Here is a 26,160-nt window from a genome sequence, read left to right as displayed (position 1 = left end):
TTATCATAATAACATCGCTTTCATGAACAACAGATGCAATATGATTTAGTGATCTGGATAAAGATGGTATCATAATGTTAAAACAGGGTGAAAAAAGGAGCTGAGAATAGATGAAGGCATGGTATATAGAAGAACCTGGAAAGATAGAAAACCTAACGTGGGGGGAAATCGCGGATGTTAGTCCTGAAAAAAATCAATTGGTTGTAAAAATTATCAGTACGGCATTAAACCCAGTCGATTATAAAATGATCGAAAATGGCAATCCGTATTGGAAGTATCCACATGTAGTTGGGGTTGATTTAACAGGAGAGGTTGTAGAAATAGGTTCAGAAGTACATGGATTTAATATAGGAGATCGTGTGGCCTGTCATACTAATTTATCGAATAATGGCGCCTTTGCTGAAAAAGCAGTAGTAGATTCAGATGTTACAGCAAAAATCCCTGACGGTGTTTCTTTTGATCAAGCTGCTACTATTCTCTGTGCAGGAATGACAGCATATGAAGGAATTGTACAAAAATTAAACCATTTTCAGAAAAAATCTATCTTAATCCATGCTGGATCTGGTGGAGTAGGGGGATTCGCGATTCAGCTAGCTAAAGAATTAGGATTAAAAGTTTTTACCACGGCCTCTTCCTATAACCATTCTTGGGTTAAACAGCTCGGTGCAGATATAGCCATTGACTATCGCACAGAGGATGTAACTAGCCGAATCTTAGACGAGACAAATGGTGAAGGTGTTGACCTTATTTTGAATACAGTAGGACGAAAAGAAGCAACAGAAGACCTAAAACGCCTTACTTTTTCTGGTCAATTAGCCTATATAGCAGGAGGACCTGACACTTCTGACGTGAAGCCTTTTACCTTATCTCCATCCATCCATGAAGTAGCGCTAGGGGCTGCCCATCAAAGTGGATCTGCACGTGCAAGGAGAAATTTAGCTTACATGGCGCAAGAATTAATGCAAAGGGTGAAGGATAAAAGGCTTGATGCCATGGTAACGGAAGTTCTTTCCCGTAAAGAGTTGCCTGAAGGACTAAAGAAATTAAAGGGCCGACACGTGCGAGGAAAAATGATTGTCCATATGCAGGAGGAGACTTAAGAAAGGGCGGATGTAGCTTGCCAATTAAGGGATTAAATCATCTATTATTTTCCGTTTCTAATTTGGAAAAATCGATAAAGTTTTATCGGGATGTGTTCGAAGCAAAGCTATTAGTAAAAGGAAATACGACAGCTTATTTTGATTTACTTGGGATGTGGCTTGCATTGAATGAGGAAAAAAATATCCCTCGTAATGAGATTCATAGCTCTTATACACATATTGCCTTTTCTATTGAGGAGAAGGAATATAGCGAAATTTACAACAAATTAAAAGAATTAGATGTAACTATACTTTCAGGTAGAGAAAGAGATACGCGTGATAAGAAATCTATTTATTTTACCGATCCAGATGGGCATAAGTTTGAGTTCCATACAGGAACTTTAGAGGATAGACTACATTATTATCAACAAAGTAAGAAGCATATGGAGTTTTATTTATAAGGATAAAAAGGAGTGGAAGGGACATGAAAAAGGTCAATCAATATATAGATAATCTGTTTGCCAAACAGGACCCATTATTAGAAGAGGTTATAGAATCTATTAAGAAAAATGACATGCCATCTATCTCGGTATCGCCTTCTTCAGGCAAGCTCTTAACCATGCTTGTATCTATTTCAGGGGCAAAAAATCTACTAGAAATAGGGGCGCTTGGAGGCTATAGCGGAATTTGCCTTGCAAGAGGATTTCAGAAGAATGGCAGAATAACCTCGCTGGAGTTAGAAGAAAAATATGCAACACTTGCACATAAAAATCTAAAAAAAGCAGGCTATGGCAATCAAGTTAATTATATTACTGGGCCTGCTCTCAAAAGCCTTGAAAAATTAGCTTCTGAAAATAAAAAATTTGATTTTTTCTTTATTGATGCAGATAAAGGGAATTATGAGAACTATTTAGATTATTGTATCAAGCTAGCAGAACCGGACGCTTTAGTGATCGCCGATAATGTGCTAGCAGCTGGTAGTGTAGCAGATGCTAGTATCGAGCCAAAGCCACGTACAGAACGGATGAAGCAATTTAACCAAAAAGTTGCTAGTCATCCTAAATTAGAATCGATTATCCTTCCAATTGGAGATGGGCTAACTATTTCAAAAGTGAAAAGTGATAAGTGAACAATTTACTTATCACTTTACTCATTTGCTAATAAGATTTGCTCCTCATCGTGGCTATGAATTTCGTTCACAATAATCAATGCTTGAAATTTTTCCAGTATCTCTATAGAGAAGCCTTCCTCCTCCATTTGTGTTTTTATTTGTTCAGCAATGGTTCTCAGTAGATTGTGATCCCGTTTTAATGCCACAATTTCCTCTTTTAATAAAGGCTTAAGCTCTATAATCTCTTGATAAAACCCATTCTCCTCCTCTTCTGCATCGGCATGACTAATAATTCTACTTTCCCAATAATCAAGCAATTCAGAAACAGCCATATTAATTTTATCTACATTCTCTTCACGCATGAATTGCTTGAGCTCCTCCGTCTTCGCAATCGCCCCAGCAAGTGCACCTGCATGAATAGCATGATGAGCATGAAATTGTTTTAAAGATGGTCCTGTCATGAAGCATTCCTCCTCAATCATTTTCGTTTTTTTCTTGTCATTGAGCTTACTATTCCGTTGATAGTTTGATAACTATCCACCATCCTAAGTCTTACTTTATCGTAGCATAGCATAGAAGTTTTTAAGATTAGGGAATTCCCTGAATGAATATAGGTGGTTTGCTTATAGGGAACCTCATGAAAAATTTATACTCATTTTTTAAACGGATTATAGGGAATTTCCGAATAGACGACTTCTAGCTGTTTTCCTTATATTGAGGAAGAGATAGGGAGAATACGAGGAGAGGATGGGAGGAAATGCCTCAAATAACACTTGATACACTAGTATCGGAGATTGTTGCCGAATTACCTCAGACAACGGATTTATTTCGACATAAAAGGATAGATTACTATTGTGATGGGAAAGCATCACTAAAAGAAGCGGCAACAAAAAGGGGGTATGATCCAGAAAAGATTTTATTTGAAATTAAAGATGTGGAAACACGGAAGAAGAATTACCACGGTCTAAAGCCAAAAGCATTTGATACAATCACTTTAATCAATTATATCCAAATGAAGCATCATCGTTATCTAAAAGAGGAATTAGTAGGCCTTTCTTCAATTGTGAAAAAAGTGGCTATGGTACATGGAGAGAAAAAAACGGAACTAAGAAAAGTGAAACAGCTATTTGATAGATTGCGTATAGAACTTCTTAACATGATGAATAAGGAGGATCAGTATATCTTTCCAATACTGGAAACCTATCAAACAGAACCATCAGAAAAACTTAGAAAAAAAGTAGATGCTTATTTGTTCGAGCTAGAAAGCAAGCATGACCTAACTGGTGGTTTATTACATGAATTAAGGGAAATCACAAATGACTTCCAGCCACCAGCAGACGCGTGTAATACCTTTCAGCTAGTTTATAAAAGACTAAATGAATTAGAAAAAGACACATGTGATCATATTCATATCGAAAATCATGTATTGTTTAAAAAAGTAAGACAAAGCGGAGACCTTCTTTAGGGAGGCTCCTTTTTTTATTTCGAAACTAAAGGGGCTTTTGCCGGATGAATAGGAAATTCCCTAATAGGAGAAGTGATGATTTCCATTCATAATAGATACTAATAAAGGTTATAAATGATTCCCTAACAAATTATTAACCTAGCATTAATGAATGGGGTGAAAGATCGAGATGAAACGGAAGGTTGGCTTGAGATATTTTAAACCAGTAGAAAAATATGCTGGAAATTGGTCACTTTTAGAAGAAAAAAATCGAGACTGGGAGAATATGTATCGTAACAGATGGTCACATGATAAGGTTGTGCGAACCACACATGGTGTTAACTGTACAGGTTCTTGTAGCTGGAAGGTGTTTGTGAAAAACGGCATCATCACATGGGAGAATCAGCAGGTGGATTATCCATCCTGTGGGCCTGATATGCCAGAATTTGAACCGCGGGGATGTCCACGTGGTGCTTCCTTTTCTTGGTATGAATATAGTCCTCTTCGTGTCAAGTATCCTTATATGAGAGGCAAGCTTTGGCGCTTATGGAGAGAAGCAATAGAAGTACATGAAGACCCAGTGAAGGCATGGGCAAGTATTGTCGAAGATGAAGAGAAATCAAAGCTGTACAAACAAGCACGCGGTAAGGGTGGTCACGTTAGAGTAACATGGGAGGCTGCACTTGAACTAATTTCAGCTCAATTAATTTATACAATAAAAAAATATGGACCGGACCGTATCGCAGGATTTACTCCTATTCCAGCTATGTCCATGATTAGCTATGCTTCCGGTGCTCGCTTTATTAACTTAATCGGTGGCGAAATGTTGAGTTTCTATGATTGGTATGCGGATTTACCGCCATCTTCTCCACAAATTTGGGGAGAGCAGACAGATGTACCAGAATCATCAGATTGGTATAATGCCGGTTACTTAATTATGTGGGGCTCTAATGTACCATTAACCCGTACACCAGATGCCCATTTTATGACAGAGGTACGTTATAAAGGGGCAAAAGTTGTTTCCGTGGCACCGGACTATGCTGAAAATGTCAAATTTGCAGATAATTGGTTGTCACCAAATCCCGGGACAGATGCTGCACTAGCACAAGCGATGACACATGTTATTTTAGATGATTTTTATGAACAACGAAAAGAGCCAATGTTTATTAATTATGCCAAACAGTATACCGACATGCCATTTTTACTTTTGTTAGATGAGGAGGATGGCAGGTTAAAAGCTGGGAGGTTCTTACGAGCAAGTGATCTTGGCTATGAGACCGAACATGCTGATTGGAAGCCGGTTATTTACGATGAAAGAACAAAAGAAATGCTTGTGCCAAATGGCACAATGGGGCAACGCTGGGAGGAAGGGAAACAATGGAATTTAAAATTAGAGAATGAAGACGGAACGAAGGTGGATCCTGCCCTATCAATTGTCCCACTTGATGCGAAGTGGGAGGAAATTACCTTTCCATTTTTTGATAATCAAGGGAACGGTACCTTTAACCGTCCAATCCCAGCAAAAACCATTACCTTAAAGGATGGTACCGTAAGAAAAATTACGACAGTTTATGATTTAATGATCAGCCAATATGGTGTGAAAAAAGCGAATAGTCCCCTTGAGTCGCAGGGATACGAGGATGATAAATCTCATTATACTCCCGCATGGCAAGAAAAAATTACTGGAGTAAAGGCATCGATCGTGACACAAGTTGCGCGAGAGTTTGCACAAAATGCCATCGATACTGATGGAAGATCTATGATCATTATGGGGGCAGGGATTAACCATTGGTTTAACAGTGACACTATTTATCGCGCTATTTTAAACTTAGTTATTTTAACTGCATCTCAAGGTAAAAATGGAGGAGGCTGGGCTCATTATGTTGGTCAAGAAAAATGTCGACCAATCGAAGGCTGGTCATCCATTGCATTTGCGAAGGATTGGCAAGGTCCACCACGCTTACAAAATGCAACATCCTTTTTCTATTTTGCTTCCGATCAATGGAAATATGAAGAGATGGGAAATGACTCGCTAAAATCACCAACAAGTAAAAAAATTCGTTATCAGCACCCTGCGGATTATAATGCTTTAGCAGCACGATTAGGCTGGTTACCATCCTACCCGCAGTTTAATCAGAATAGCTTAAAATTAGCAGAAGAAGCGAAAAAACTGGGTAAAACGACAAAAGAAGAGATTATTCAGCACACGGTTGAAAAGCTTAAGTCTAATGAGCTGAGCTTTGCGATTGAGGACCCAGATGCAGAAGAGAATTTCCCGCGTTCCTTATTCGTATGGCGTTCCAATCTTATTTCAAGCTCTGCAAAAGGTCAGGAATACTTTATGAAGCATTTACTTGGTACACATGATGGCTTGCTCTCTAAGCAAAATGATGAAGAAAAGCCCGAGGAGATCAAATGGCGTCAAGAGGAAGTTGAAGGAAAGCTAGATCTGTTAGTAGCATTAGATTTCCGTATGACAGCAACCCCCATGTATGCAGATATAGTCTTGCCTGCTGCAACATGGTATGAAAAAACAGATCTTTCATCAACCGATATGCATCCATTTGTTCACCCATTTAATCCAGCCATTGATCCATTATGGGAATCACGCTCTGATTGGGACATTTATCGATCCCTTGCAAAAACCTTTTCCAAAATGGCGGAAGAGCATTTACCTGAAACCTATCAGGATGTGGTCACAGCTCCACTTGGTCATGATTCACCTAGTGAAATGGCTCAACCGAATGGATTAGTGAAGGATTGGAAAAAAGGGGAGATCGAGGCTATCCCAGGAAAAACAATGCCGAATATTCAAATCGTTGAACGGGACTATACGAAAATCTACGATAAATATGTCACCTTAGGTCCGAATATTGAAAAAGGAAAAATTGGTGCACACGGGGTTAATTTCTCTGTTAAGGAAGAGTATGAGGAATTGAAATTAATTAATGGTACACATTTTGATGAAACCATTAAAAATGGGCTACCGAAAATGGAAACAGCGAGACAGGTAGCCAATGCAATGCTTCACATCTCCTCCGCAACGAATGGAGCCGTTTCTCAACGAGCATATAAGTCATTAGAAGCTGACACAGGAATGGAATTAAAGGATATCTCATCCGATAGGGAAGCAGAACGGATTACCTTTGACCAAATCACTGCACAGCCACGTGAAGTGATTCCGACACCTGTATTCACTGGGTCCAACAAAGGGAAGAAACGCTATTCTCCATTCACGACAAATATTGAGAGATTAGTGCCATTTAGAACATTGACTGGAAGACAGCATTTTTATATCGATCATGAAATCTTTATACAGTTTGGGGAGTCATTGCCAATTTATAAACCTACACTGCCACCAATGGTTTTTGGAAAGCATGATCAGAAGGTAATCGGAGGGAAGGATGCTCTCGTATTGCGTTATTTGACGCCACACGGAAAATGGAATATCCATTCTACCTACCAAGATAACTTGCACATGCTCACCTTGTTTAGAGGAGGACCAACGGTATGGATAAGTGATCTCGATGCAAAAGCACATCATATCGAGGACAATGATTGGCTAGAGGTCTACAATCGAAATGGTGTCGTTACAGCACGTGCCGTCGTCAGTCACCGAATGCCACAAGGGACCATGTTTATGTATCATGCACAGGATAAGCATATTAATGTGCCCGGATCGGAGCTTACAGGTGAACGTGGTGGAAGCCATAATGCCCCGACACGGATTCACGTGAAGCCAACACAAATGGTTGGAGGATATGCACAGCTAAGCTATGGTTTCAACTACTATGGACCTATTGGTAATCAGCGAGATGAATATGTAGCGGTTCGGAAAATGAAGGAGGTTGATTGGCTTGAAGATTAAAGCACAAGTGGCAATGGTTATGAACTTAGACAAATGTATTGGCTGCCACACCTGTAGTGTTACGTGTAAGAGCACCTGGACCAATCGCCCGGGAGCAGAGTATATGTGGTTTAACAATGTTGAGACAAAACCAGGAATGGGCTATCCAAAGCGATGGGAGGATCAGGAACAATATAAAGGTGGCTGGCAAATGCGAAAAGGGAAGCTGGAGCTCAAATCTGGCTCCAAGCTATCCAAAATCGCAATGGGGAAAATCTTTTATAACCCAGATATGCCAGAAATGAAGGATTATTACGAGCCATGGACTTATAATTACGAGCATTTAACCACTTCAGAGGAAAAAAAGCATCAGCCTGTTGCGCGACCTCATTCAGCAGTCACTGGTGAGAAAATGGAGGTCAAATGGGGGCCAAACTGGGAGGATGATTTAGCTGGGGCACATGTCACTGGACCGAAAGATCCGAATGTGGAAAAAATCGAAGAAGAGATTAAATTTAATTTTGAGCAAGCATTTATGATGTATTTACCAAGACTTTGTGAACACTGCCTCAATCCAAGCTGTGTGGCATCATGTCCATCTGGAGCTATGTACAAGCGAGACGAAGATGGGATTGTTTTAGTGGATCAAGAGGCATGCCGTGGCTGGCGTTATTGCATGACAGGCTGCCCGTATAAAAAAGTGTACTTTAACTGGCAAACAAATAAAGCAGAAAAATGTACCTTCTGTTTTCCAAGGATCGAATCAGGCCTCCCAACTGTTTGCTCTGAAACATGTACGGGGAGAATTCGTTATTTAGGAGTACTCCTTTATGATGCTGATCGTGTCTTAGAGGCAGCATCAACTCCTGATGAAAAAGATTTGTATGAAGCACAATGTGATCTATTTCTAGATCCACATGATCCGGAAATAATTAAGCAAGCAAGAAAAGATGGGATTTCAGAGGATTGGATTGAAGCAGCACAAAATTCACCAGTATATAAGCTTGCCATCGAATATAAACTAGCCTTTCCATTACACCCAGAGTATCGAACATTGCCGATGGTATGGTATGTGCCACCACTTAGTCCGATTATGAGTTATTTCGAAGGAAGGGATTCGATTAAAAATCCGGATGCTATTTTCCCAGCTATTGAGGAAATGCGTACACCGATTCAGTATTTAGCTAATATGTTAACAGCTGGTGATGCCGATGCAGTAAAAGAAGCATTGCAGCGAATGGCCATGATGCGGTCCTATATGCGCGCTTTATCAAGTGGAAAAGAATTCGACGAATCCCGTCTAGACCGGGTTGGTCTTTCTGCACATCAAACACAGCAAATGTATCGCTTGCTTTCCATCGCTAAATATGAGGATCGTTTCGTTATTCCTACCTCCCATAAGGAAGGATATATGGATACGTATCGTGCGCAAGGATCTGAAGGCTATGATATGGGCTGTGACGGATGTGGTCCATCTATGCCAGTGGAGAAATCAGGAAAGGAAATATACGAAGAAACCTTCTATGGAGGGATTTGGCGTGATTAATTTAGAAAAATTAAATCAATATAAGCAAGCATTTGATTTTTTCAGTCAACATCTCTCCTATCCGGAGGAGTTATCGATCTTTAACGAGGAATTCTTTGAGGCAACTTTTGCATCAGGTATGCCGGGACTTTCATCTATTCGGTCGTATTGGGATAAGATCGGTAAATTCAATGAGCTGGATAAGATTCAAGAGCAATATATTGAAACATTTGATTTTCAGAAAAAAGCAACCTTATACATGACCTATGCTAAATTCGAAGATAGTAAGGAGCGTGGGCAAATGCTTGCCCGCCTTAAGGTCTTATATGAGATGTATGGATTAAATATGGATCAAGCAGAACTTTCAGATTATCTACCATTAATGTGTGAATTTATCTTTGCTGCAGATTGGCTAGAAGATGAACGATCACTAGAGAGTTTCTCGTTATTATTTGCTGTAATCGAAGACGGGACCTATCACTTATTGCAGACCTTGGAAAAACAAAATAGTCCTTATTTCTATTTAATTCAAGGGATGCGTGAGCTGATGAAATCCTGTGTGCTAAAGCAGGAGGTTGAATCCAAATGATAAATCAATTTTTGTGGGTGATTTTCCCTTATCTTTGCATTGCTTCATTTTTAATCGGGCATTTCTATCGGTATAAGCACGATCAATTTAGTTGGACGGCGAAATCTAGTGAATTTATTGAGAAAAAACAGCTCATGATCGGTAGTTTATTATTCCACATCGGGATAATACCCGTTATATTAGGCCATGTGGCAGGACTAGGGATACCGAAGTCCTGGATGGAGGCATTAGGTGTAAATGATCACCTATATCATATTGGGGCTGTTTATGCTGGTGGATTTTTTGGTGTGGTTACTTTAGCGGGAATGCTGCTTTTAACCTCCAGACGTATTACGAAAGAATCGGTCCGTAAGCTAAGCTCTACATCGGATATCGTTGTGAATATTTTGCTGTTATTTATTGTGTTTATGGGTGTTTATTCCACATTAGTTACGAATAACGTGCAGCATGACTTTGATTACCGTGAGACGATTTCTGTATGGTTTCGGGACCTACTTATTTTTCGACCAGATCCTTCTTATATGACAGATGTTCCGCTAACCTTTAAGCTTCATGTATTTACTGGCTTTCTCATTTTTGCTATATGGCCCTTTACACGTTTGGTTCACGTGTGGAGTGTACCATTGAATTATATTGGTAGAAGTTATATTCTATATAGAAGACATAAAAAAAGAAAAACGTCTTAACCATGATTATAGAGTTAGCCGTCTCTTGCTTCAAGAACGACGCTAATATCTGAAAGCCCATTGATAGGGGTCTTACATTATTGGAAAGAAGGGGAGAAGGTATGGAATCCTTTGACTTTCAAACGGCGATTCATCAGCTTCATGAAATTTACGAAGTTGATTTAGTTGCTCTAGCTATGGTTTTACCTGAGGAGCAGTTTTTATTAAAATGGAAGTATATATCTGGTAATTTAAACCAGCAATATAAGAGGATTCAATTACGTACAGGCAAAGGGGTTGCTGGTGCTGTTTTTAAATCTGGGAAGCCTTATATTGTATCCAATGTACCTACTCAAATAGATCCAAACAAGATGTATCATTATCCGATTCTTCAGTTTGAACAAATAAAGAGCTTTGTCGCATTGCCGCTATTCAAAAATCACCGTGTCACAGCTGTTTTGCTAGTAGCAAGTAGAGAAATTGAAGGAGCAGGCATAGCATTATATCAACGTATGATGGATGAACTTGGTGAGTGCTTCGGTCCACTTTATCTGCAGGAGTTGATGACAAATTGATTCAAATGACGAATAATCAGATGATCGATTTTTTAGTCAAGATGTATCAAAACAGCACAGAAGCAATTTTCTTCCTGGATGAAGAGGGGAATATCCTATCCCTAAATCCAGCTGCAGAACAAATTATCGACCCTAGTTTGTTGCAAAAAATTAAAGGTGGAAACATTAATTCCCTTTGCTCCTTTTGTAGGGGGTACACGAGTGATGAGCATCTAATGACCTGTGTGCATTGCTATTTAAAGGATCCCGAAAGTGATTTCACCTCATTTCAGGTTTATTTAGAAACGAATGGTAAAGGAATTGTACCCTATGCTGCTAGTTACCACATGATCGATGAGGAAAACGGAGTGTATGTGTTTATGCTCCGTGATTTAACTTTACAATATAAAAAACAAGAGCTTGTTTATCGCAACAAGATGCTTCAAAAAACAATCGATGCTCAGGAGAAAGAACGAAGGCGTATTTCTAGAGAGCTTCATGATAGTGTCGTTCAAGAGCTGATTAGTACACTTGTTGATATTCGTGTAATGAGGTATATGGATGAGAAGGATATTCTAAAGAAAATAGATGATACGGAAGGAACGCTAAACCGTTTGATTGAGGATATTCGTGATCTATCCGTATTTTTACGGCCAGCTTCTCTTGATGATCTTGGCCTAGAGGCAGCGTTTCGCTCACATTTTAAATGGGTGAAACAAACCTATGGCATTGAAGTAAGCTTTACTTCTACGATCAAGCAGCGCCGTTATCTACCAAATATGGAAACAACCGTTTATCGTATTTGTCAGGAAGCGGTATTGAATGCTGTTAAGTATGCAAAGGTTGCAGAAATAACGGTTATTCTTACGGAAAGTGAAGATCGACTAGAGCTTTATGTACGGGATAAAGGAGAAGGCTTTGATGTAGACCATCCGACAGTAAAAGGGTCTGGTATCGGTTTGTTTGGCATGAAGGAACGGGCGGAACTGATTAATGGTAAGCTAAAGGTCCATTCCGAGCATCATAAAGGAACGACTGTTTTTCTGTCGGTTCCTATACCAAATCAATTGGAGGAGGAGTAAAGCCCATGAAGATTGTGATCGCAGATGATCATGCTGTTGTGAGAAGCGGATTTTCTATGATAATAAATTTCCAGAATGATATGGAAGTTGTAGATACGGCGGCAGATGGAATGGAAGCCTATCAAAAGGTGGCACAACATGAGCCGGATGTTTTATTACTAGATTTAAGCATGCCTCCGGGAGAAAGTGGTTTAATTGCAACAGGAAGAATTCATGAGGATTTTCCCTCTACGAAAATATTAATCTTAACCATGCATGATGATGACGAATATTTATTTCATGTATTAAAAAATGGTGCAGCAGGCTATATACTAAAAAATGCGCCAGACCAAGAATTAATAGCAGCGATTCGTACGGTGAAAAACAATGGAACCTATATTTCACCTAAAATGACCAACTCTCTTGTCCGTGAATTCATCAAAAATGGTGAAGCAAATCAGGACGATAGGCTTGAGATTTTATCGAAAAGGGAATTAGAGATTTTGCCGTTGGTCGCAAAAGGATATGGAAATAAAGAGATTGCCGAAATGCTATATATTTCTGTCAAAACAGTCGAAGCACATAAAGCAAAGATTATGGAAAAATTAAATCTAAAGAGTAAGCCTGAATTAGTCGAATATGCGTTAAAAAAGAAATTGTTAGAATTTTAAGGGAGTCTCCTCATCTGAGTGGGGAACTCCCTAATTTATTTGATTCGAGGAAAAATATACAATGGAATTGGGAATCTAAAAAACCTTTTCAGAACATAAGTAAAGGTGAGTGAATCATGAAAAAAATACAATTGCCATTGCAAACCTTAAATCTTGTCGTAGGTTTTATGGTCTGGGTGCTCATATCTTCGCTAGTACCTTTTATGACTGAGGATATCCATATTCCAGCAGGGAGTATTGCTATTCTAACGGCTATTCCAGTTATATTAGGATCCATTTTACGGATCCCGCTCGGATACTTTACCAATTTATATGGTGCCAGAATAGTATTTATCACAAGTTTTATTCTCTTGTTATTTCCGGTATTTTATATTAGTGAGGCTTCGAGCTTTGTTGATTTAATGATAGGTGGTCTTTTCTTAGGGATAGGTGGTGCGGTTTTCTCAGTCGGTGTTACTTCCCTTCCTAAATATTATCCTAAGGAAAAACAAGGTTTTGTAAATGGGTTGTATGGTGTAGGTAATATTGGAACAGCGGTAACGACGTTCTCTGCACCTGTTGTAGCCACACAAATTGGTTGGTCCTTAACAGTCAAAGTGTATTTGATTTTGTTACTTATTTTTATTGCACTAAATATTTTCCTTGGTGATCGAAAAGAAGAAAAAATGAAAACACCAATCATGGAACAAATCAAAAGTGTATATAAAAACGAAAAATTATGGTTGTTTTCACTATTTTATTTTATTACATTTGGCTCCTTTGTCGCATTTACGGTCTACTTACCCAACTTCCTCGTTTCTAACTTCGAATTGGCTCGAGTAGATGCAGGCTTAAGAACGGCTGGTTTTATTGCAGTAGCTACATTCATTCGGCCACTTGGTGGTTGGCTAGGTGATCGGTTTAAGCCAATGTATTTATTGACAGGCGTTTTTACGATATATACGATTGCTGCTATTTTGTTAGCTTTCTCGCCTTCGATTGGCCTTTATACCATTGGCTCAATTGCGATTGCCGTTTCTGCTGGTATAGGTAATGGTGTGCTATTTAAGCTAGTGCCGATGTATTTTCAGAATCAAGCAGGGATTGTGAATGGGATTGTATCGATGATGGGTGGCTTAGGCGGATTTTTTCCACCACTTATCCTATCGATTGTTCATTCCATCACAGGTCATTATGCGATTGGTTTTATGTTATTATCCCAAATGGCTTTGGCGAGTTTAGTATTAGTTGTATGGATGTATTACCATGACCGTCTGAAAATTTCAAATGACGTATTTAAATCTACAGGACAGGGAATTATGGTTACCCATCCGAATGGAAAAATTATCGCTGTGAATCCTGCTTTTACGACATTAACAGGTTACAATGAGGGAGAGATTATTGGAAAAACCCCATCTGTTTTAAAATCAGGCAAACAATCTCCATCCTTCTATCAAAAAATGTGGAAAGAAATGAAGGAACAGGGCCAGTGGCAAGGGGAGATTTGGAACAAACGAAAAAGTGGTGAACTATATCTTGAATGGCTAAATATTAGTACAGTGAAGGACGAAGCAGGAGATCCCATTCGATATGTCGCTTCCTTTTCTGATATAACTGAGCATAAAAAGGATTCGAAAGTATCGCAGAGCTAACCTTCGTAATCTTTCATTTCCGAAAGTGAAAAGGTCTGAAGTTCAATGCGGTTCTAAATATGTAAAAATAAAAAGAAGTGAAAAGAATTTTTATTTATTTTTTTCACTTCTTTGGTTTAGGCTTAAGACGAATTTGGTTCCCCAATAAGCAATATAAGCAATAGCTACATCTATAAAGAAAATATGCAATGGTAGCAATCCCTTATCAAACTTTACAAAGCCAAAATATTCTTCAATAGGGGTACCAAGTAATGCAAAGAAAGCACTTAAGAACAATGTATACAAGTAGAAATTCTTCTTGTGTTTCGTACAATATTGATATAACAGAATAAAACTTACGGGAAGCAATGAAGTGGTCATGTTTTGGGCATAAGGCAATAAAGGTGTTAGAAAGTAGGTATGAACAAAATACTTATATAACGATAAAATAGTATCACAATATGACCAAAGCATGTGTACGATAAAACCAAAAAAGAATAATTCAAAAATCCTTTGGCGATCAACGGTAAAGTAAAGTATAACTAAAGGTATTATCATGATGAAAAGAACTACCCAAAATTGCCAAGATGATAAATTGGAATAATCATTCCAATAAGCAGTTATTAGAGAATTTAGTTCTTCACTAATACTGTAAATTTGTTCCCAATATTCATTGTACCCCATTATTACTGGCCTCCTATGTAAGATATCACATGAGCTTTACATCAGTATTGTACGGAGAATGAAATAATTTATACGAATTACTGCCTATAAGGATTCTAATCCTAAGAGGATTAAAGCCAGATAGAAGACCTTATAACTGCTGTGATAGTCTCACCATATCAATCACCTGGATACCATTTTCAAAGATCGGTTCATCATAATGATGAAGGAAAAAATCGCGATCAACCGAAGTTATCCGAAAGCCACATTTTTGATATAATGCTAATTGAACAACACCTGAGTTTCCTGTTCCGATCTCGATTGTTTTATAGCCCTCTTGCTTTGCGGTTTGAATGGCATGAAGAACAAGCTTTTTACCATAACCTTTTGCTTGAAAGCTTTCATCGACAGCCACATTTACGATTTCTATTGTTTTTGGTCTAGTTGGAAGCAGGACATAGACACCAATAATGGAATCTTTCTCTTCCATGACAAAACATTTCCCTCTCTTTACATATTCCGTCACTAGCTTTTCCGATGGATCTGCTAAAAGCAATAAATCCATAGGTAATGATTCTTTTTCATCTAATTCTCTAATCATTTTATCACCTCTGTATTCTTTTCATTTTAGCGTATCTAGCAGTAAATGGAACTTTATCCACACTAATGGTATAGTGATTTTAAATGAATCCTCATCTTATGTTTTGTTCACCGATTAACCACATTATAAAGGAAAGCTGGTAAGAAGATGGATCATCGTACATTTTATGAAGAATACAAATCATTCCTATTTTCTGTTGCTTATAAAATGTTAGGTTCTGTTAAGGATGCGGAGGATATCGTTCAGGATGTTTTTGTTCAGCTAGAAAAGATGGACATTTCATCCCTTCAAGATCCAAAAGCATATTTAACGAAAATGACGACAAATAAATGCCTTAATCTTCTACAATCCGCTAGAAAAAAGCGAGAAGTATATCCAGGGCCATGGCTTCCAGAGCCAATTGTCGAAACAATGGTAAATGAGCCGTTAGAACAATTGCTAAAGGAAGAATCTATTTCGTATGCATTTGTTGTTCTCCTACATCAACTGACAGAGCTTGAAAGGTGTGTTTTTCTATTACGTGAAATACTCTCCTATGATTATAAAAGTATAGCAGAAATACTCAGGCGATCTGAACAAAGCTGTCGTAAAGTATTCAGTAGGGCAAAGCGAAAGCTACAAGAAAATATTAATGCACCGAAAGCTACGAAAGAAGAGGTACACCAGTTAGCTAATTTGTTCTTAGAAGCAGTAGATAGTGGTAATTTCGAACCGTTCATTGACCAATTATCGAAAGATGTTGTCCTGTTATCAGATGGTGGTGGTAAAGTACTTTCTGCTATGTATCCTATCTATGACAAGCACCGTGTTGCTGCTTATATACGAGGAATTCATAAAAGAGGTACCTTCGATGGTGAGCTAAGCTTGATTCATGTAAATGGTGAAATTGGTATTCTCCAAAGACGACAAGGTAAACCAATAAAAATATTGACATTCCATTATACGAAAAATGGTATTGAAAATATTTATGTCGTGATGAATCCAGAAAAATTAAACAAAATAGGTCACAATTACTCCTTCTAATTTGTCTTATAAGTGAAAGACAAAAAAAGGAGGAAGATAGATGAAACCAAGAATAAACTATATGGAGGTAGCTCCAGAATTAGTCAAGCTCATCCGCCAATTAGAAATGTACAAAAAGCAGACAGGATTTGATGAAAAGCTAATAGAATTAATAAAAATTCGTGCCTCCCAGCTGAACAATTGTGCTTTTTGTATCAATATGCATACAAAGGATGCAAGGAAGCTTGGGGAAACAGAACAAAGGATCTATTGCTTAAGTGCTTGGCAAGAAACGAACTTCTATTCAGAGGAAGAAAGAGCGGCTTTAGAATTAACAGAGGCAGTAACGAAGATTGGAGAAAACGGAGTGCCAGAGGATGTTTATCAAACCATTCGACAGTACTTTAATGAGAAGCAGTATATTGATTTAGTTGCTTTAATTATTACTATTAACTGCTGGAACCGACTATCGATAGCGAATAATAATGTGCCGGAATAAATGGATAAGAAGTTAACCTGGTACCTATATCAAGCGTGAAAAAAAGGGTTAAGCTACTTAAGATGATTCCTATTCGAAAAAGGGGTCATCTTTTTTATTCTATTCTCCTCTCCTCTCCTCATCTTGCTATAAGTCAATAAAAAACCGCAACATTATTTGGAATTAATCGTCTTAATATTAGAGGGAGAGTAGAGGGGTTTTGCTATGCGTCGGAAGAAACCATTAGAATACATAGAAAAAATGTATAACGAAAATTATTTGTTTTTACGGAATTTTCTTTTTTATAGGATTAACCAAAAGCGAAGATTTAGCGGAAGACATTATTCAAGATTTATTTACTCGTATATTATTTAACCCTGAAAATATGCTGAAAGTGACCTATACCAAAAGGTGGTTAATAACATGTGCTAAAAATGCATTTCTCGATTATTACAAAAAAAAGAAACCTACTCTGCTAAAAGATGAAGAAATAATTGAACGATTACTTATTGATCAAACATCAATAGAGAGAGGTATTGGTTAATAAACAGTTAGAAGATTTATTGAAGAAATTAAATCCAACTGACAAAGCCATTGTGCTTGCCAAGGAATATTACGGATATAGCTATTCAGAAATGGAGCACCTTTTCAATTTAACTACATCAGCACTTAAATCAAAAATATTTCGTATAAAAAAACGTTTGGCCAAAATGGAGGTGGATGAATAATGAAAGAGGAAGAAAAAATTCATTTACTCGTTAGAGAATTAATATTTATTGAGGAAGAGTTAGACAATGAAGTAAAGGAAATTATTCATAACCATATAAACACTTGTGATGAATGTAGTCATTTATATTCAGACATTAAAACAACCGAAATACCAACCATTGATAGTAATTCTAGTGAAACCAACATTAAACCTTTGAAAAGTTTAAGAAAACTGAATATAGGACTATTGGTCTTTTTGGTAATGGTGAGAATCGGCATTCTCTATTATATCTTTTACGCGAACTCCTCTGGAGCTAATCCTTCTATTATAGAAAATGTATTACAAGCAAGCATTAATTTGTTTTATCTCCCGTCTGTTATTTTTTTATTATTGTTCACTTTTATCTTTTTTAAAACAAAAATCTTTATGGTTTCCTTAATGTTTGATCTCATTATTATTATTTTTGGTAGTCATCTATTATCATATTTAATTTAAGGAGCATTCCTGTAATAAGAAAATTTGAGGAAAAATAGCCGAATCTGAGAAATGCATAAAAAAAGCCCCCTTGGTACGATAGAGAGTGTCATGCATGACCTCGAATTAAGTACCGAAGGAGGACTTCTAGTATGGATTTTACACAAAATAAACGAATAGCGCAAGTCAATGAACAAACCTTAATTATTGGGGTGGATGTGGCCAAACGCAAACATGTAGCCCGAGCGATAGATGATCGTGGGCGAGATTTAGTGAAACGACTAGTGTTCACTAATTCCTATCAAGGTTTTCTGGAGTTGATAGAATGGGCTCAAAACCTGTCCGAGAAACACAACCGACCTAATCTGTTAATTGGAATGGAACCGACTGGCCACTATTGGCTGAATCTCGCTTATTATTTAAAGGCGCGAGACATTCCCGTGGTGGTTGTTAATCCGATGAAGGTAAAACGGTTCAAGGAAATGGACGACGATTCTCCAACGAAAAATGACACCAAAGATGCGAAAGTCATCGCACAGGTCATGCGTGACGGTCGTTACCACGAACCAACGTTACCCGAGGATGTGTATGCGGAATTGCGGGAAGGCATGAAGCTTTATGACATGATCCAGGAGGATATCGCGTCGATAAAGGCACAAATGCATAATGCACTGGATCGCTATTTTCCAGAGTTTCTGACGGTCTTTAAAGATTGGACGGGAAAGGCTGCCCTTCATTTATTAGATAAGGGTTATCTGCCAGAAGATATACGAGCAGCATCCGAAGAAAGCTTACTTCTGGAAGTCAAACAGGCCGCAACTCGAGCAGTGGGAATCAAACGAATTCAGGCCTTAAAAGAAGCAGCTAAGCATAGCGTGGGCTTACAAGTAGGCTTGCGCATGGGACGCCAAGAGATCCGTTATCTCCTGGATCAGTATAAGGCGTTGGAAGAACGACGAATCGCTCTTGAAGCACAACTGAAAGAACTCGTTCTCCATATTCCTGGTGCTGATCAGATGATGACAATCAAAGGTGTGAGCGCCATTACCGTGGCTGGTTTTTTTGCTGAAGTTGGTGATTTAACAAATTATCAAGATCCACGCCAAATCATTAAATTAGCGGGATTAAATTTAAAATTGAATCAATCAGGTTATTTCAAGGGTCAGACGACTATCACCAAACGAGGGCGTAGAAGACTGCGAAACTTATTGTATCAAGTGGCAAGACCCTTATCGTTACACAATGAAGGATTCAAACAATTGCATCATTACTATCGCTATCGGTCCCATAATCCACTGTCAGGCAAGCAATCCTTTGTCGCATTAAGCAGAAAAGTCGTGAAGATATTTTTCCTATTAGGGACACGTAACTGCGCATTCAGTGAAGAACGAATGATTCGGGATATTCCCATGATTTCGAATATACAGGAAGTTGCATAAGTAACAATAGAACCAACGTTTACAACCAAACTTTTGACAATTGAAGCACGGAGAAGCCGGTCGTTATTACATCCATCAGGGCAACGACCCACTATAGGAGCATTTCCGGCCTCCACCATGGTCAGGTCGAACGAAGGAATTTACGCGCATTGACGCCGAGAGACGTGGGAGGGTCCACCGCCATGTGCAAGTGGAGATCCATTGTGCGATCATACACCAATAACCATTTAATGGAAAATAAATCCGATACCTTGTTAGAAGTATGACGATTGAATTCCATATTTATCATGATTTATAAATAATAGTAAAGTGGCCTATCATGGACTTCAAGTAATCAAGAGATATTGGAAGGAAAACGATGAAATTCTAAGGATATATTAATTTATTGAGGGAGGTTACTTGAATGCTATTTGTTTATATTTTGTTCGGTTTTTTTCTAGGATTAAATATCTTTTTTTACAGCTATTTAAAGATTAATAAAACAAAGCTTCTTTTCATACCACCCATTTTAGTCTTTTTGTTAGCAATTATTTGTACTGGATATGGCTTATTAGCAGTAGATGATGGTTGGGAAGGAATGACATACGGGATTATAAGCTTCGGTATGTTGATTTCTACTATTATAGGAACGGCAATCATACCTATCTTTTATCGCCAACCTGTTCATTCGTTAAATAAAAAAGTAAAAAGGTACATGATGATAATTTTAGGTTTATGTTTCTTAGTATGTGTAATGATTATAATTTTTCCCGATCCATTCATAGGGATTCTGGATAATTAGTAGTCATGTGTTAATCAGGTTAAGGCAAAACCTTCGCCCTCAGTTCAACTCATCAAAATTTAATTTAATCAAACTTGATATTTCTTTTCGTCTATCTCTTTTTTCAGAGCATTACGTTTTTGTTCGATTTTTTTGAGTCGTTTTAAAACGAAAAAAGACAATATTGTCAAAGCGACATATTCAAAAAAATGGTCATTTTCCAAGCTTTTGTCTATTATTTTCAATTGAATTCAACCCACCTTTAGATGATCGGCTTACAATCAGTCCGAATAGTACAGTATGAAATCAACAAGGATGGAGCCTTTTCGCAGGAATATCTCTATGCCTATCCTGAAGGCTGAACAACTCTTCGTTTATATCCATTTTATCATAGCTACTTATATAAATAGGAGTTTAAGCTGTATGCTAAGAACGATTCTTTTTGGCTAAATCATGGTCCGAATATAAGCGTTCCTCCCATGACATAAATAAAAGGAAGTAAAAACATAAAAATATTCGACAGGATTCCATATAAGCCAAGTTTATTTCTCATGTTTAAGTAGCCAACAAAGCCAAAAAGGACCCCAAATGGTGCAACAAAGGCAGGCAAAATGATCGGTATTCCTTGAATAAGGTCTCTTAAAGGAATTATATTGACAAATGCATTGATGAATAGTAAGAACAAACTGCCCGAAATAATTAATGACACTATACTAAATGTTTTTAAAATTATATTTACCCCTTTACTCACAATTTTCACCTCATTTCTATTTATTAAAAATTAAATAAAATTTGATTAAATAGTATATTATATAATTTAATCCAATTAAAATTGTGATATATTCAACTGGCTGCAATGATATGAATGGAAAGTTTATGATGAGTAAGATAAAAAGCAATAAAAACACCATGTTTATAATGAAGGTTACAAATCCCGCTTTATAAGCATGATTTCTAGACCGTTCGTCCACATCATCCATTTCATTCTTTATTTTATTTCCTATTAAAAAAACGATTAAGTCATAACCAAATGATATAAGTTGAAAAATACTAAGCACTACAAATGTCATGTAAGCAGAGTTAGGAACAATCGATTTATAGTTGCTGATGGCAAATAAAGCAAATATTAAAAATAAACAAAATTTTAATAATATTCGATACAAATAATTAATTTTAATGGTGATCCTCTCCAATCCAAAAAATGTTTTCTACTTTAGTATTTAGGACACAAGCTAATTTTAAAGCTATTCCAACAGATGGTTCATATCTTCCCTTTTCAATGGAGATGATTGTTAGTCTTGTCACTCCTATTTCATCTGCTAATTGTTTTTGAGTATACTTCATTTTTTCTTAACTCTTTCACACGATTATTTACGACTTTTTTCAATTATTTCACCTGCTTTATCTTATTAATGTATAGTTTACTATACATTAATAAAAAGGGTATATTATAGAGGATATAATTGACCATTCGTCGAATTTATAAATTATAAAATAGGTGAGGGGGAAGAATAGTGAGTGAATCGACAATCATGATGGAGGACTGGCTTCAACATCGCCAAGTGTTGGTGAATTTATTAGAGCAAATAGATGATGAAGCTATTCATTTTAAACCATGGGAGGGTGCGATGGAATTAGGGGAACTAGCTCTTCATGTGACTGGCTGGAATGATGTTTTCGTTTCCATGGTGAAAACAGAGGAGTTTCTTCCACCAGATATTCCAGAATGCAAAACAATGGAGGAAGTACGCGCTGCTGTCAACAGCTTTACAGAAAAAACGAAAGCAACCTATCAATCGATAACAGAGGAAGAATTAGAAATGCAAAATAATGCCACACATCCAAAGCTCCAAGGAACAAAGAAAAAATATCTATTAGCAATGTATGATCATGAAATACACCATAAAGGACAACTGTTTATTTATGCAAGATTAGTTGGTGTAAAGGATGTGCCATTTTTTAGATAGCATACACATACTCGTGCCGTTCCAAACTACAATAATGTGATATAATTTATAGTATTAGGTAAACCCTAAAATTTCATATAATCAAAGGAACGGTGAAGTTTTTTTGGACAGTATAGTTACTTCGATAGTCATTGTACTTATTTTAATTATAGCAAACGGTATTTTTGCTATGACTGAGATTGCGATTGTAACATCAAAACAAAACAGATTAGAAAAACGTAGAGATGAAGGAGACGCTCGAGCAAGGTATGCATTGAAGTTAGCCGAAAACCCTAATCAGTTGCTCTCTACGATTCAAATTGGAATTACTTTAATCGGTGTGATAACAGGTGCCTTTGGTGGTGCTACTATTGCAGGGCAATTGGCAGTATATGTAGAACGAGTCGATGCACTTGCTGCTTTTAGCTATGAATTAAGTTTTGCATTAGTCGTTGGCCTTTCCACTTACTTGTCGCTAATTATTGGAGAATTAGTACCAAAGCGAATCGGGATGGGAAATCCTGAAAAGGTAGCCTGTCTTGTTGCAAAGCCGATGTACTTTTTTTCAAAAATTGGGCGGCCGATCATTTGGTTTTTAAGTAAATCAACTGAATTTGTTCTAAAGCTATTGAGAATTAAGCAGACAAAAGAACCAGATGTAACGGAAGAAGAAATAAATCAATTAATTGAGCAAGGTGTATATAGTGGTACAGTAGAGGAAATCGAGCAGGATCTTGTCGAACAAATATTTTACCTGGGCGACAAACTCTTAGGAGATATTTTAACACCCCGTACACAGCTTGTTTGGATAGATATAGAAGCACCTTTTGAAGATAACATAAAAAGAATTAATGAAAGTCGCTACTCCAAATTTCCAGTAGGGAAAGGAAGCTTAGATAATTTCCAAGGGATTATTCATACAAAGGATGTCTTTTCAAAAATGATCCTAGATGAGCATTTTGAGCTTTCAGATTGCGTTACCGAAACACTTATTCTACCAGAGTCAGTAAAGGTATACCGGGCTTTAGAGACATTAAAGCAAACTGGACAGCATGAAGCAGTAGTGATCGATGAATACGGAGGTATCGAAGGTTTTATCACACTTCATGATATTGTAGAAAACATTGTTGGTGACTTGCCTGAAAAAGAGGATGAGCCTGATCCACAAATTATTGAAAGAGATGAAACGACGTGGTTAGCAGATGGTCTTGTTTCCATTGATGTGTTTATTCGATATTTCGATTTAGAAGATGGCCCGTTATGGAATACCAACCATAAAAATTTCCATACGTTAGGTGGATTTATTACCCATCAGATTGGTAATATCCCTAGCGAAAAAGATACAATAAACGTAAATGATCTTCTCCTAGAAGTGATTGATATGGATAATGTTCGAGTAGATAAAGTATTGATCACTAGAGTAGAACAAACCGAGGATTTCGAGGAAAAATCACAGTAAAAAGAGGATGGCACTTTTTTGGCCATCCTTTTTTATACGGTTGGAAAGTATAAACATAACTAGGCATTCGCAGTGTTTTTAATATTGATAAGATTGACCACCATCGATTGGAATCACCGCTGCATTGATAAAATCCGCCTGACTTGATAATAAAAAAGCAACGAGATATCCAATTTCCTCTGGTTTTCCAAACCGTTTCATAGGGTTTACACTGACAAACTCTTTTCCAGCCTCTTCCCAATTTTCCCCACCTATTTGTTTCAGTGATCCTTCCACCATTGGTGTCATAATGGCACCTGGAGCAATAGCTTTTATACTTACACCGTATTGTCCATACTCAACACCTGAATTTCGAGTTAACCCTACTACACCATGTTTACTTGCCGCGTAACCTGATTGGTTTCCTACACCACGAATACCTCCAACTGAGGCAGTATTCACGATTGAACCGAATCCTTGTCTTTTCATTTCTTTTAGGACATATTTCATCCCGTAAAATACGCCATCTAAATTAATTTTTACTACCCGTTGGAATTCCTCCACTTCATAATCCTCTGTTAAGTTTTGCTTTCCCTCAATTCCAGCATTATTAAAAAATCCATCAATTTTTCCAAATGTGTTTATCGTATGCTCGACATACTGCTTAACTTCTGATTCATGTGCAACATTAGCTTCAAAGAGTTCTATTGTTGCATTAGGAGAAGCAGAGAGAATCTCTTTTTTGCTTGTTTCCAAACCTTCTTTATCCACATCTACAAGAACTAAATTGGCTCCTTCCTTTGCCATTTGTAGAGCAGCTGCTCGCCCTAAGCCTGATCCTCCACCAGTGATGATCACTACTTTATCTTGAAATCGTTCCATTCATCTACGCTCCTTTTTAAAAAACTATTACTTAATATACGAAAAGCTACAAGATATATACTAGAAGGATAAAATAAAACAACAAAAAGGATGACGATACTCGTCACATTTGGGAACAAAGTATTTTCTAACCGCTCCAGTAAACGGTCATTTGACTTAGTAATATTTTTGACTAAACGTTCATTCAATGATAAAATTATAAAAAAATAAGGAGGGAATTTAAACATGAATTTGTATTATGAAGTAAGTGGGAATGGAAAGCCAATCGTTTTTATTCATAGTGGGGGAGCAGACTTAAGAGAATGGACCTATCTAGCGCCATTGCTATCGCAAAGGTATCAAGCTATTACTTACGATGGTCGTGGTGCTGGAAAATCACCAGATCCAACAGGTGATGTCAGTTGTGTAGAAGATGTAAAATCGCTTCTAGACCATCTGGAAATTAAAAAAGCAACCGTTGTCGGTCGTTCCATGGGGGGACAGATTGCAACAGACTTCGCTTTAGAGTATCCTGAAAGAGTAGATAAGCTAATTTTGTTAGCCCCAGCATTAACCGGTTTTCCTTATTCCGATCAATTTATAGAATATATGAATAGTATCACAGCTGCGGCTCCTGATATTGATCAAATGATAGAGGTTTCGCAGAGCGCACCATTATACCGAGTGGTTCAGGCAAGTCCCCAAAGAGAATTAACGGAAAAAATGCTTCGTCATCATATACAACGAACCTTTAACTGGCCTTCCTTTGAGTTGATTTGGCCAGAGCCACCAGCTTTTGAGAGATTAGCAGAATTAAAGCCAGACACATTATTTTTAATTGGCACGGAAGAGTCCGCCGATAACTTGCGTGTCAAAGAGTACTTTCGTGAATGCACGAATGCTCAAATCATTTCCATTTCTGGAGCAGACCATATGCTTACACTAACACATCCTCACAAGCTTTATCAGCAAATGACTAAATTTATGGAGAGATAAATAAAATGCCAAGAACACCAGAGGAAAATGAACGTATTCGACAATTAGCAAAAGAAAATATTAGAAGTGCTGCCATGCATTTGTTTATAAGACAGGGATATCACGCAACCTCTATTAACGATGTTGCGAAAGAGGCAAATATTTCAAAAGGATTGCTTTATAATTATTTTAAAGGAAAAGAAGAGCTACTTGCTACGATGGTGGATCTAAGAATCCAAGCATTAACAGAGGTGATGGAAACTGCGATTGCCCAAACTACTCCTTTTGATCAGCTAGCCTATATTATTAACTCGGCCGTCGATAATGTGTACGAAAAGCCAGAAGAGTTCCGATTTTATCTGCATTTACAAACACAGCCAGAGGCAGATCAAGAATTGTTTCAATACAGTAAACGGATTGTAGAAGAAAATGCAAGGCAGTTTGAACTACAATGTGAAATATTTAAAAAAATAGGAGTGGAAGCCCCGAGAAAACGTTCCTTATATTTTTCTTCCACCCTTCAAGGAATCATGCTAATGATATCGACATACCCTGATCAGTTTCCGATTGATGAAGTAAAGGATCAGATGTTCAGCGAATTTTGTGAAAAACATTAAAATCACTACAATTGAATCCCAAAAGTCGCTCATCCCAAAAA

At 37.5% G+C, this 26,160-nt stretch carries 29 protein-coding genes; 23 read left to right on the top strand and 6 right to left on the bottom strand.

Going from position 1 to position 26,160, the window contains the following annotated elements:
* Nucleotides 1–110 precede the first annotated feature (110 nt).
* The 3 genes from ACZ5N5_RS03570 to ACZ5N5_RS03560 are packed head-to-tail and all read left to right on the top strand — an operon-like array spanning nt 111 to nt 2,208.
* Nucleotides 111–1,100 (top strand): zinc-binding dehydrogenase, encoded by a 990-nt coding sequence (locus ACZ5N5_RS03570; RefSeq protein WP_277678645.1) that lies wholly within the window; start codon nt 111–113, stop codon nt 1,098–1,100.
* A 17-nt stretch (nt 1,101–1,117) separates the two neighbouring features.
* On the top strand, nt 1,118–1,540 hold the full coding sequence (fosM, locus tag ACZ5N5_RS03565) for a FosM family fosfomycin resistance protein (RefSeq protein ID WP_277678644.1): 423 nt from the start codon (nt 1,118–1,120) through the stop codon (nt 1,538–1,540).
* Nucleotides 1,541–1,563: 23 nt separating this feature from the next.
* Nucleotides 1,564–2,208 (top strand): O-methyltransferase, encoded by a 645-nt coding sequence (locus ACZ5N5_RS03560; RefSeq protein ID WP_464373292.1) that lies wholly within the window; start codon nt 1,564–1,566, stop codon nt 2,206–2,208.
* 17 nt (nt 2,209–2,225) lie between these two features.
* Here the strand turns inward: ACZ5N5_RS03560 and ACZ5N5_RS03555 are convergent, their stop codons facing one another.
* Nucleotides 2,226–2,651, bottom strand: a complete 426-nt coding sequence (locus ACZ5N5_RS03555; protein ID WP_054788745.1) for a hypothetical protein — start codon at nt 2,649–2,651, stop codon at nt 2,226–2,228.
* A gap of 296 nt (nt 2,652–2,947) precedes the next feature.
* On the opposite strand from ACZ5N5_RS03555, the gene ric reads away from it, so the two are divergent.
* From ric to ACZ5N5_RS03510, 9 genes are all read left to right on the top strand, one after another.
* A complete protein-coding gene (gene ric / locus ACZ5N5_RS03550; RefSeq protein WP_464373291.1) occupies nt 2,948–3,655 on the top strand; it encodes an iron-sulfur cluster repair di-iron protein in 708 nt (235 codons plus the stop codon).
* 169 nt (nt 3,656–3,824) lie between these two features.
* Entirely contained in the window at nt 3,825–7,502 is a 3,678-nt protein-coding gene (locus tag ACZ5N5_RS03545) for a nitrate reductase subunit alpha (RefSeq protein WP_464373290.1), read from the top strand.
* A complete protein-coding gene (gene narH, locus ACZ5N5_RS03540) occupies nt 7,492–9,027 on the top strand; it encodes a nitrate reductase subunit beta (protein ID WP_109982887.1) in 1,536 nt (511 codons plus the stop codon). Before ACZ5N5_RS03545 ends, narH begins: the two co-directional genes overlap by 11 nt.
* Nucleotides 9,020–9,595 (top strand): nitrate reductase molybdenum cofactor assembly chaperone, encoded by a 576-nt coding sequence (narJ, locus tag ACZ5N5_RS03535; protein ID WP_464373289.1) that lies wholly within the window; start codon nt 9,020–9,022, stop codon nt 9,593–9,595. Before narH ends, narJ begins: the two co-directional genes overlap by 8 nt.
* Entirely contained in the window at nt 9,592–10,281 is a 690-nt protein-coding gene (narI, locus tag ACZ5N5_RS03530; protein WP_464367560.1) for a respiratory nitrate reductase subunit gamma, read from the top strand. The genes narJ and narI overlap by 4 nt, the downstream gene beginning before the upstream one ends.
* Nucleotides 10,282–10,361: 80 nt before the next feature.
* The gene (locus tag ACZ5N5_RS03525) at nt 10,362–10,835 is read left to right on the top strand and encodes a GAF domain-containing protein (protein WP_054788748.1); all 474 of its coding nucleotides are present in this window, start codon (nt 10,362–10,364) and stop codon (nt 10,833–10,835) included.
* Between the two features lie 5 nt (nt 10,836–10,840).
* Nucleotides 10,841–11,896, top strand: a complete 1,056-nt coding sequence (locus tag ACZ5N5_RS03520) for a PAS domain-containing sensor histidine kinase (RefSeq protein ID WP_109982982.1) — start codon at nt 10,841–10,843, stop codon at nt 11,894–11,896.
* A 5-nt stretch (nt 11,897–11,901) separates the two neighbouring features.
* Nucleotides 11,902–12,546 carry a response regulator transcription factor gene (locus ACZ5N5_RS03515; RefSeq protein WP_109982884.1) on the top strand — a complete coding sequence of 215 codons (645 nt, stop codon included), beginning with the start codon at nt 11,902–11,904 and terminating at the stop codon, nt 12,544–12,546.
* A gap of 113 nt (nt 12,547–12,659) precedes the next feature.
* Complete coding sequence (locus ACZ5N5_RS03510) at nt 12,660–14,177, top strand: nitrate/nitrite transporter (protein ID WP_277678656.1); 1,518 nt, start codon at nt 12,660–12,662, stop codon at nt 14,175–14,177.
* A gap of 90 nt (nt 14,178–14,267) precedes the next feature.
* Here ACZ5N5_RS03510 and ACZ5N5_RS03505 read toward each other — a convergent pair whose 3' ends face one another.
* The gene (locus tag ACZ5N5_RS03505; protein WP_464367561.1) at nt 14,268–14,840 is read right to left on the bottom strand and encodes a hypothetical protein; all 573 of its coding nucleotides are present in this window, start codon (nt 14,838–14,840) and stop codon (nt 14,268–14,270) included.
* Nucleotides 14,841–14,970: 130 nt separating this feature from the next.
* Nucleotides 14,971–15,420: a GNAT family N-acetyltransferase gene (locus ACZ5N5_RS03500; RefSeq protein ID WP_054788749.1), complete on the bottom strand. Its 450-nt coding sequence runs from the start codon at nt 15,418–15,420 to the stop codon at nt 14,971–14,973.
* 147 nt (nt 15,421–15,567) lie between these two features.
* On the opposite strand from ACZ5N5_RS03500, the gene ACZ5N5_RS03495 reads away from it, so the two are divergent.
* The 7 genes from ACZ5N5_RS03495 (at nt 15,568) to ACZ5N5_RS03465 (ending at nt 20,303) form a co-directional block, all read left to right on the top strand.
* Entirely contained in the window at nt 15,568–16,443 is an 876-nt protein-coding gene (locus ACZ5N5_RS03495; protein WP_054860430.1) for an RNA polymerase sigma-70 factor, read from the top strand.
* 40 nt (nt 16,444–16,483) lie between these two features.
* A complete protein-coding gene (locus ACZ5N5_RS03490) occupies nt 16,484–16,921 on the top strand; it encodes a carboxymuconolactone decarboxylase family protein (protein ID WP_054788752.1) in 438 nt (145 codons plus the stop codon).
* Nucleotides 16,922–17,165: 244 nt separating this feature from the next.
* Entirely contained in the window at nt 17,166–17,444 is a 279-nt protein-coding gene (locus ACZ5N5_RS03485; RefSeq protein WP_464373742.1) for an RNA polymerase sigma factor, read from the top strand.
* Complete coding sequence (locus ACZ5N5_RS03480) at nt 17,437–17,628, top strand: sigma factor-like helix-turn-helix DNA-binding protein (protein WP_464373288.1); 192 nt, start codon at nt 17,437–17,439, stop codon at nt 17,626–17,628. Before ACZ5N5_RS03485 ends, ACZ5N5_RS03480 begins: the two co-directional genes overlap by 8 nt.
* The gene (locus ACZ5N5_RS03475; RefSeq protein ID WP_464373287.1) at nt 17,628–18,104 is read left to right on the top strand and encodes a hypothetical protein; all 477 of its coding nucleotides are present in this window, start codon (nt 17,628–17,630) and stop codon (nt 18,102–18,104) included. Before ACZ5N5_RS03480 ends, ACZ5N5_RS03475 begins: the two co-directional genes overlap by 1 nt.
* 131 nt (nt 18,105–18,235) lie before the next feature.
* Nucleotides 18,236–19,522 carry an IS110 family RNA-guided transposase gene (locus ACZ5N5_RS03470; protein WP_464372419.1) on the top strand — a complete coding sequence of 429 codons (1,287 nt, stop codon included), beginning with the start codon at nt 18,236–18,238 and terminating at the stop codon, nt 19,520–19,522.
* Nucleotides 19,523–19,925: 403 nt separating this feature from the next.
* Nucleotides 19,926–20,303 carry a hypothetical protein gene (locus ACZ5N5_RS03465; protein WP_464373286.1) on the top strand — a complete coding sequence of 126 codons (378 nt, stop codon included), beginning with the start codon at nt 19,926–19,928 and terminating at the stop codon, nt 20,301–20,303.
* 430 nt (nt 20,304–20,733) lie between these two features.
* Here ACZ5N5_RS03465 and ACZ5N5_RS03460 read toward each other — a convergent pair whose 3' ends face one another.
* Together ACZ5N5_RS03460 and ACZ5N5_RS03455 are read right to left on the bottom strand one after the other, a co-directional pair.
* Entirely contained in the window at nt 20,734–20,991 is a 258-nt protein-coding gene (locus ACZ5N5_RS03460; RefSeq protein ID WP_464373285.1) for a hypothetical protein, read from the bottom strand.
* A gap of 464 nt (nt 20,992–21,455) precedes the next feature.
* Nucleotides 21,456–21,626 carry a helix-turn-helix transcriptional regulator gene (locus ACZ5N5_RS03455; RefSeq protein ID WP_464373284.1) on the bottom strand — a complete coding sequence of 57 codons (171 nt, stop codon included), beginning with the start codon at nt 21,624–21,626 and terminating at the stop codon, nt 21,456–21,458.
* A gap of 170 nt (nt 21,627–21,796) precedes the next feature.
* Here ACZ5N5_RS03455 and ACZ5N5_RS03450 point away from each other — a divergent pair, with 170 nt between their 5' ends.
* Both ACZ5N5_RS03450 and ACZ5N5_RS03445 read left to right on the top strand, forming a co-directional pair.
* Nucleotides 21,797–22,249 (top strand): DinB family protein, encoded by a 453-nt coding sequence (locus ACZ5N5_RS03450; protein WP_464373283.1) that lies wholly within the window; start codon nt 21,797–21,799, stop codon nt 22,247–22,249.
* A gap of 103 nt (nt 22,250–22,352) precedes the next feature.
* Nucleotides 22,353–23,687 (top strand): hemolysin family protein, encoded by a 1,335-nt coding sequence (locus ACZ5N5_RS03445; protein WP_181397401.1) that lies wholly within the window; start codon nt 22,353–22,355, stop codon nt 23,685–23,687.
* Between the two features lie 78 nt (nt 23,688–23,765).
* Here ACZ5N5_RS03445 and ACZ5N5_RS03440 read toward each other — a convergent pair whose 3' ends face one another.
* Complete coding sequence (locus ACZ5N5_RS03440; protein ID WP_054860427.1) at nt 23,766–24,548, bottom strand: SDR family oxidoreductase; 783 nt, start codon at nt 24,546–24,548, stop codon at nt 23,766–23,768.
* Nucleotides 24,549–24,773: 225 nt separating this feature from the next.
* Here ACZ5N5_RS03440 and ACZ5N5_RS03435 point away from each other — a divergent pair, with 225 nt between their 5' ends.
* Both ACZ5N5_RS03435 and ACZ5N5_RS03430 read left to right on the top strand, forming a co-directional pair.
* Nucleotides 24,774–25,523 (top strand): alpha/beta fold hydrolase, encoded by a 750-nt coding sequence (locus tag ACZ5N5_RS03435; RefSeq protein WP_277679817.1) that lies wholly within the window; start codon nt 24,774–24,776, stop codon nt 25,521–25,523.
* Nucleotides 25,524–25,528: 5 nt separating this feature from the next.
* Nucleotides 25,529–26,119 carry a TetR/AcrR family transcriptional regulator gene (locus ACZ5N5_RS03430; protein WP_109982878.1) on the top strand — a complete coding sequence of 197 codons (591 nt, stop codon included), beginning with the start codon at nt 25,529–25,531 and terminating at the stop codon, nt 26,117–26,119.
* The last annotated feature ends 41 nt before the right edge of the window (nt 26,120–26,160 follow it).

The organism is Gracilibacillus sp. JCM 18966, from assembly GCF_055392695.1.
The sequence above is the reverse complement of the archived record's forward strand: the minus strand, read 5'-3'. Positions and strand labels throughout refer to the sequence as shown.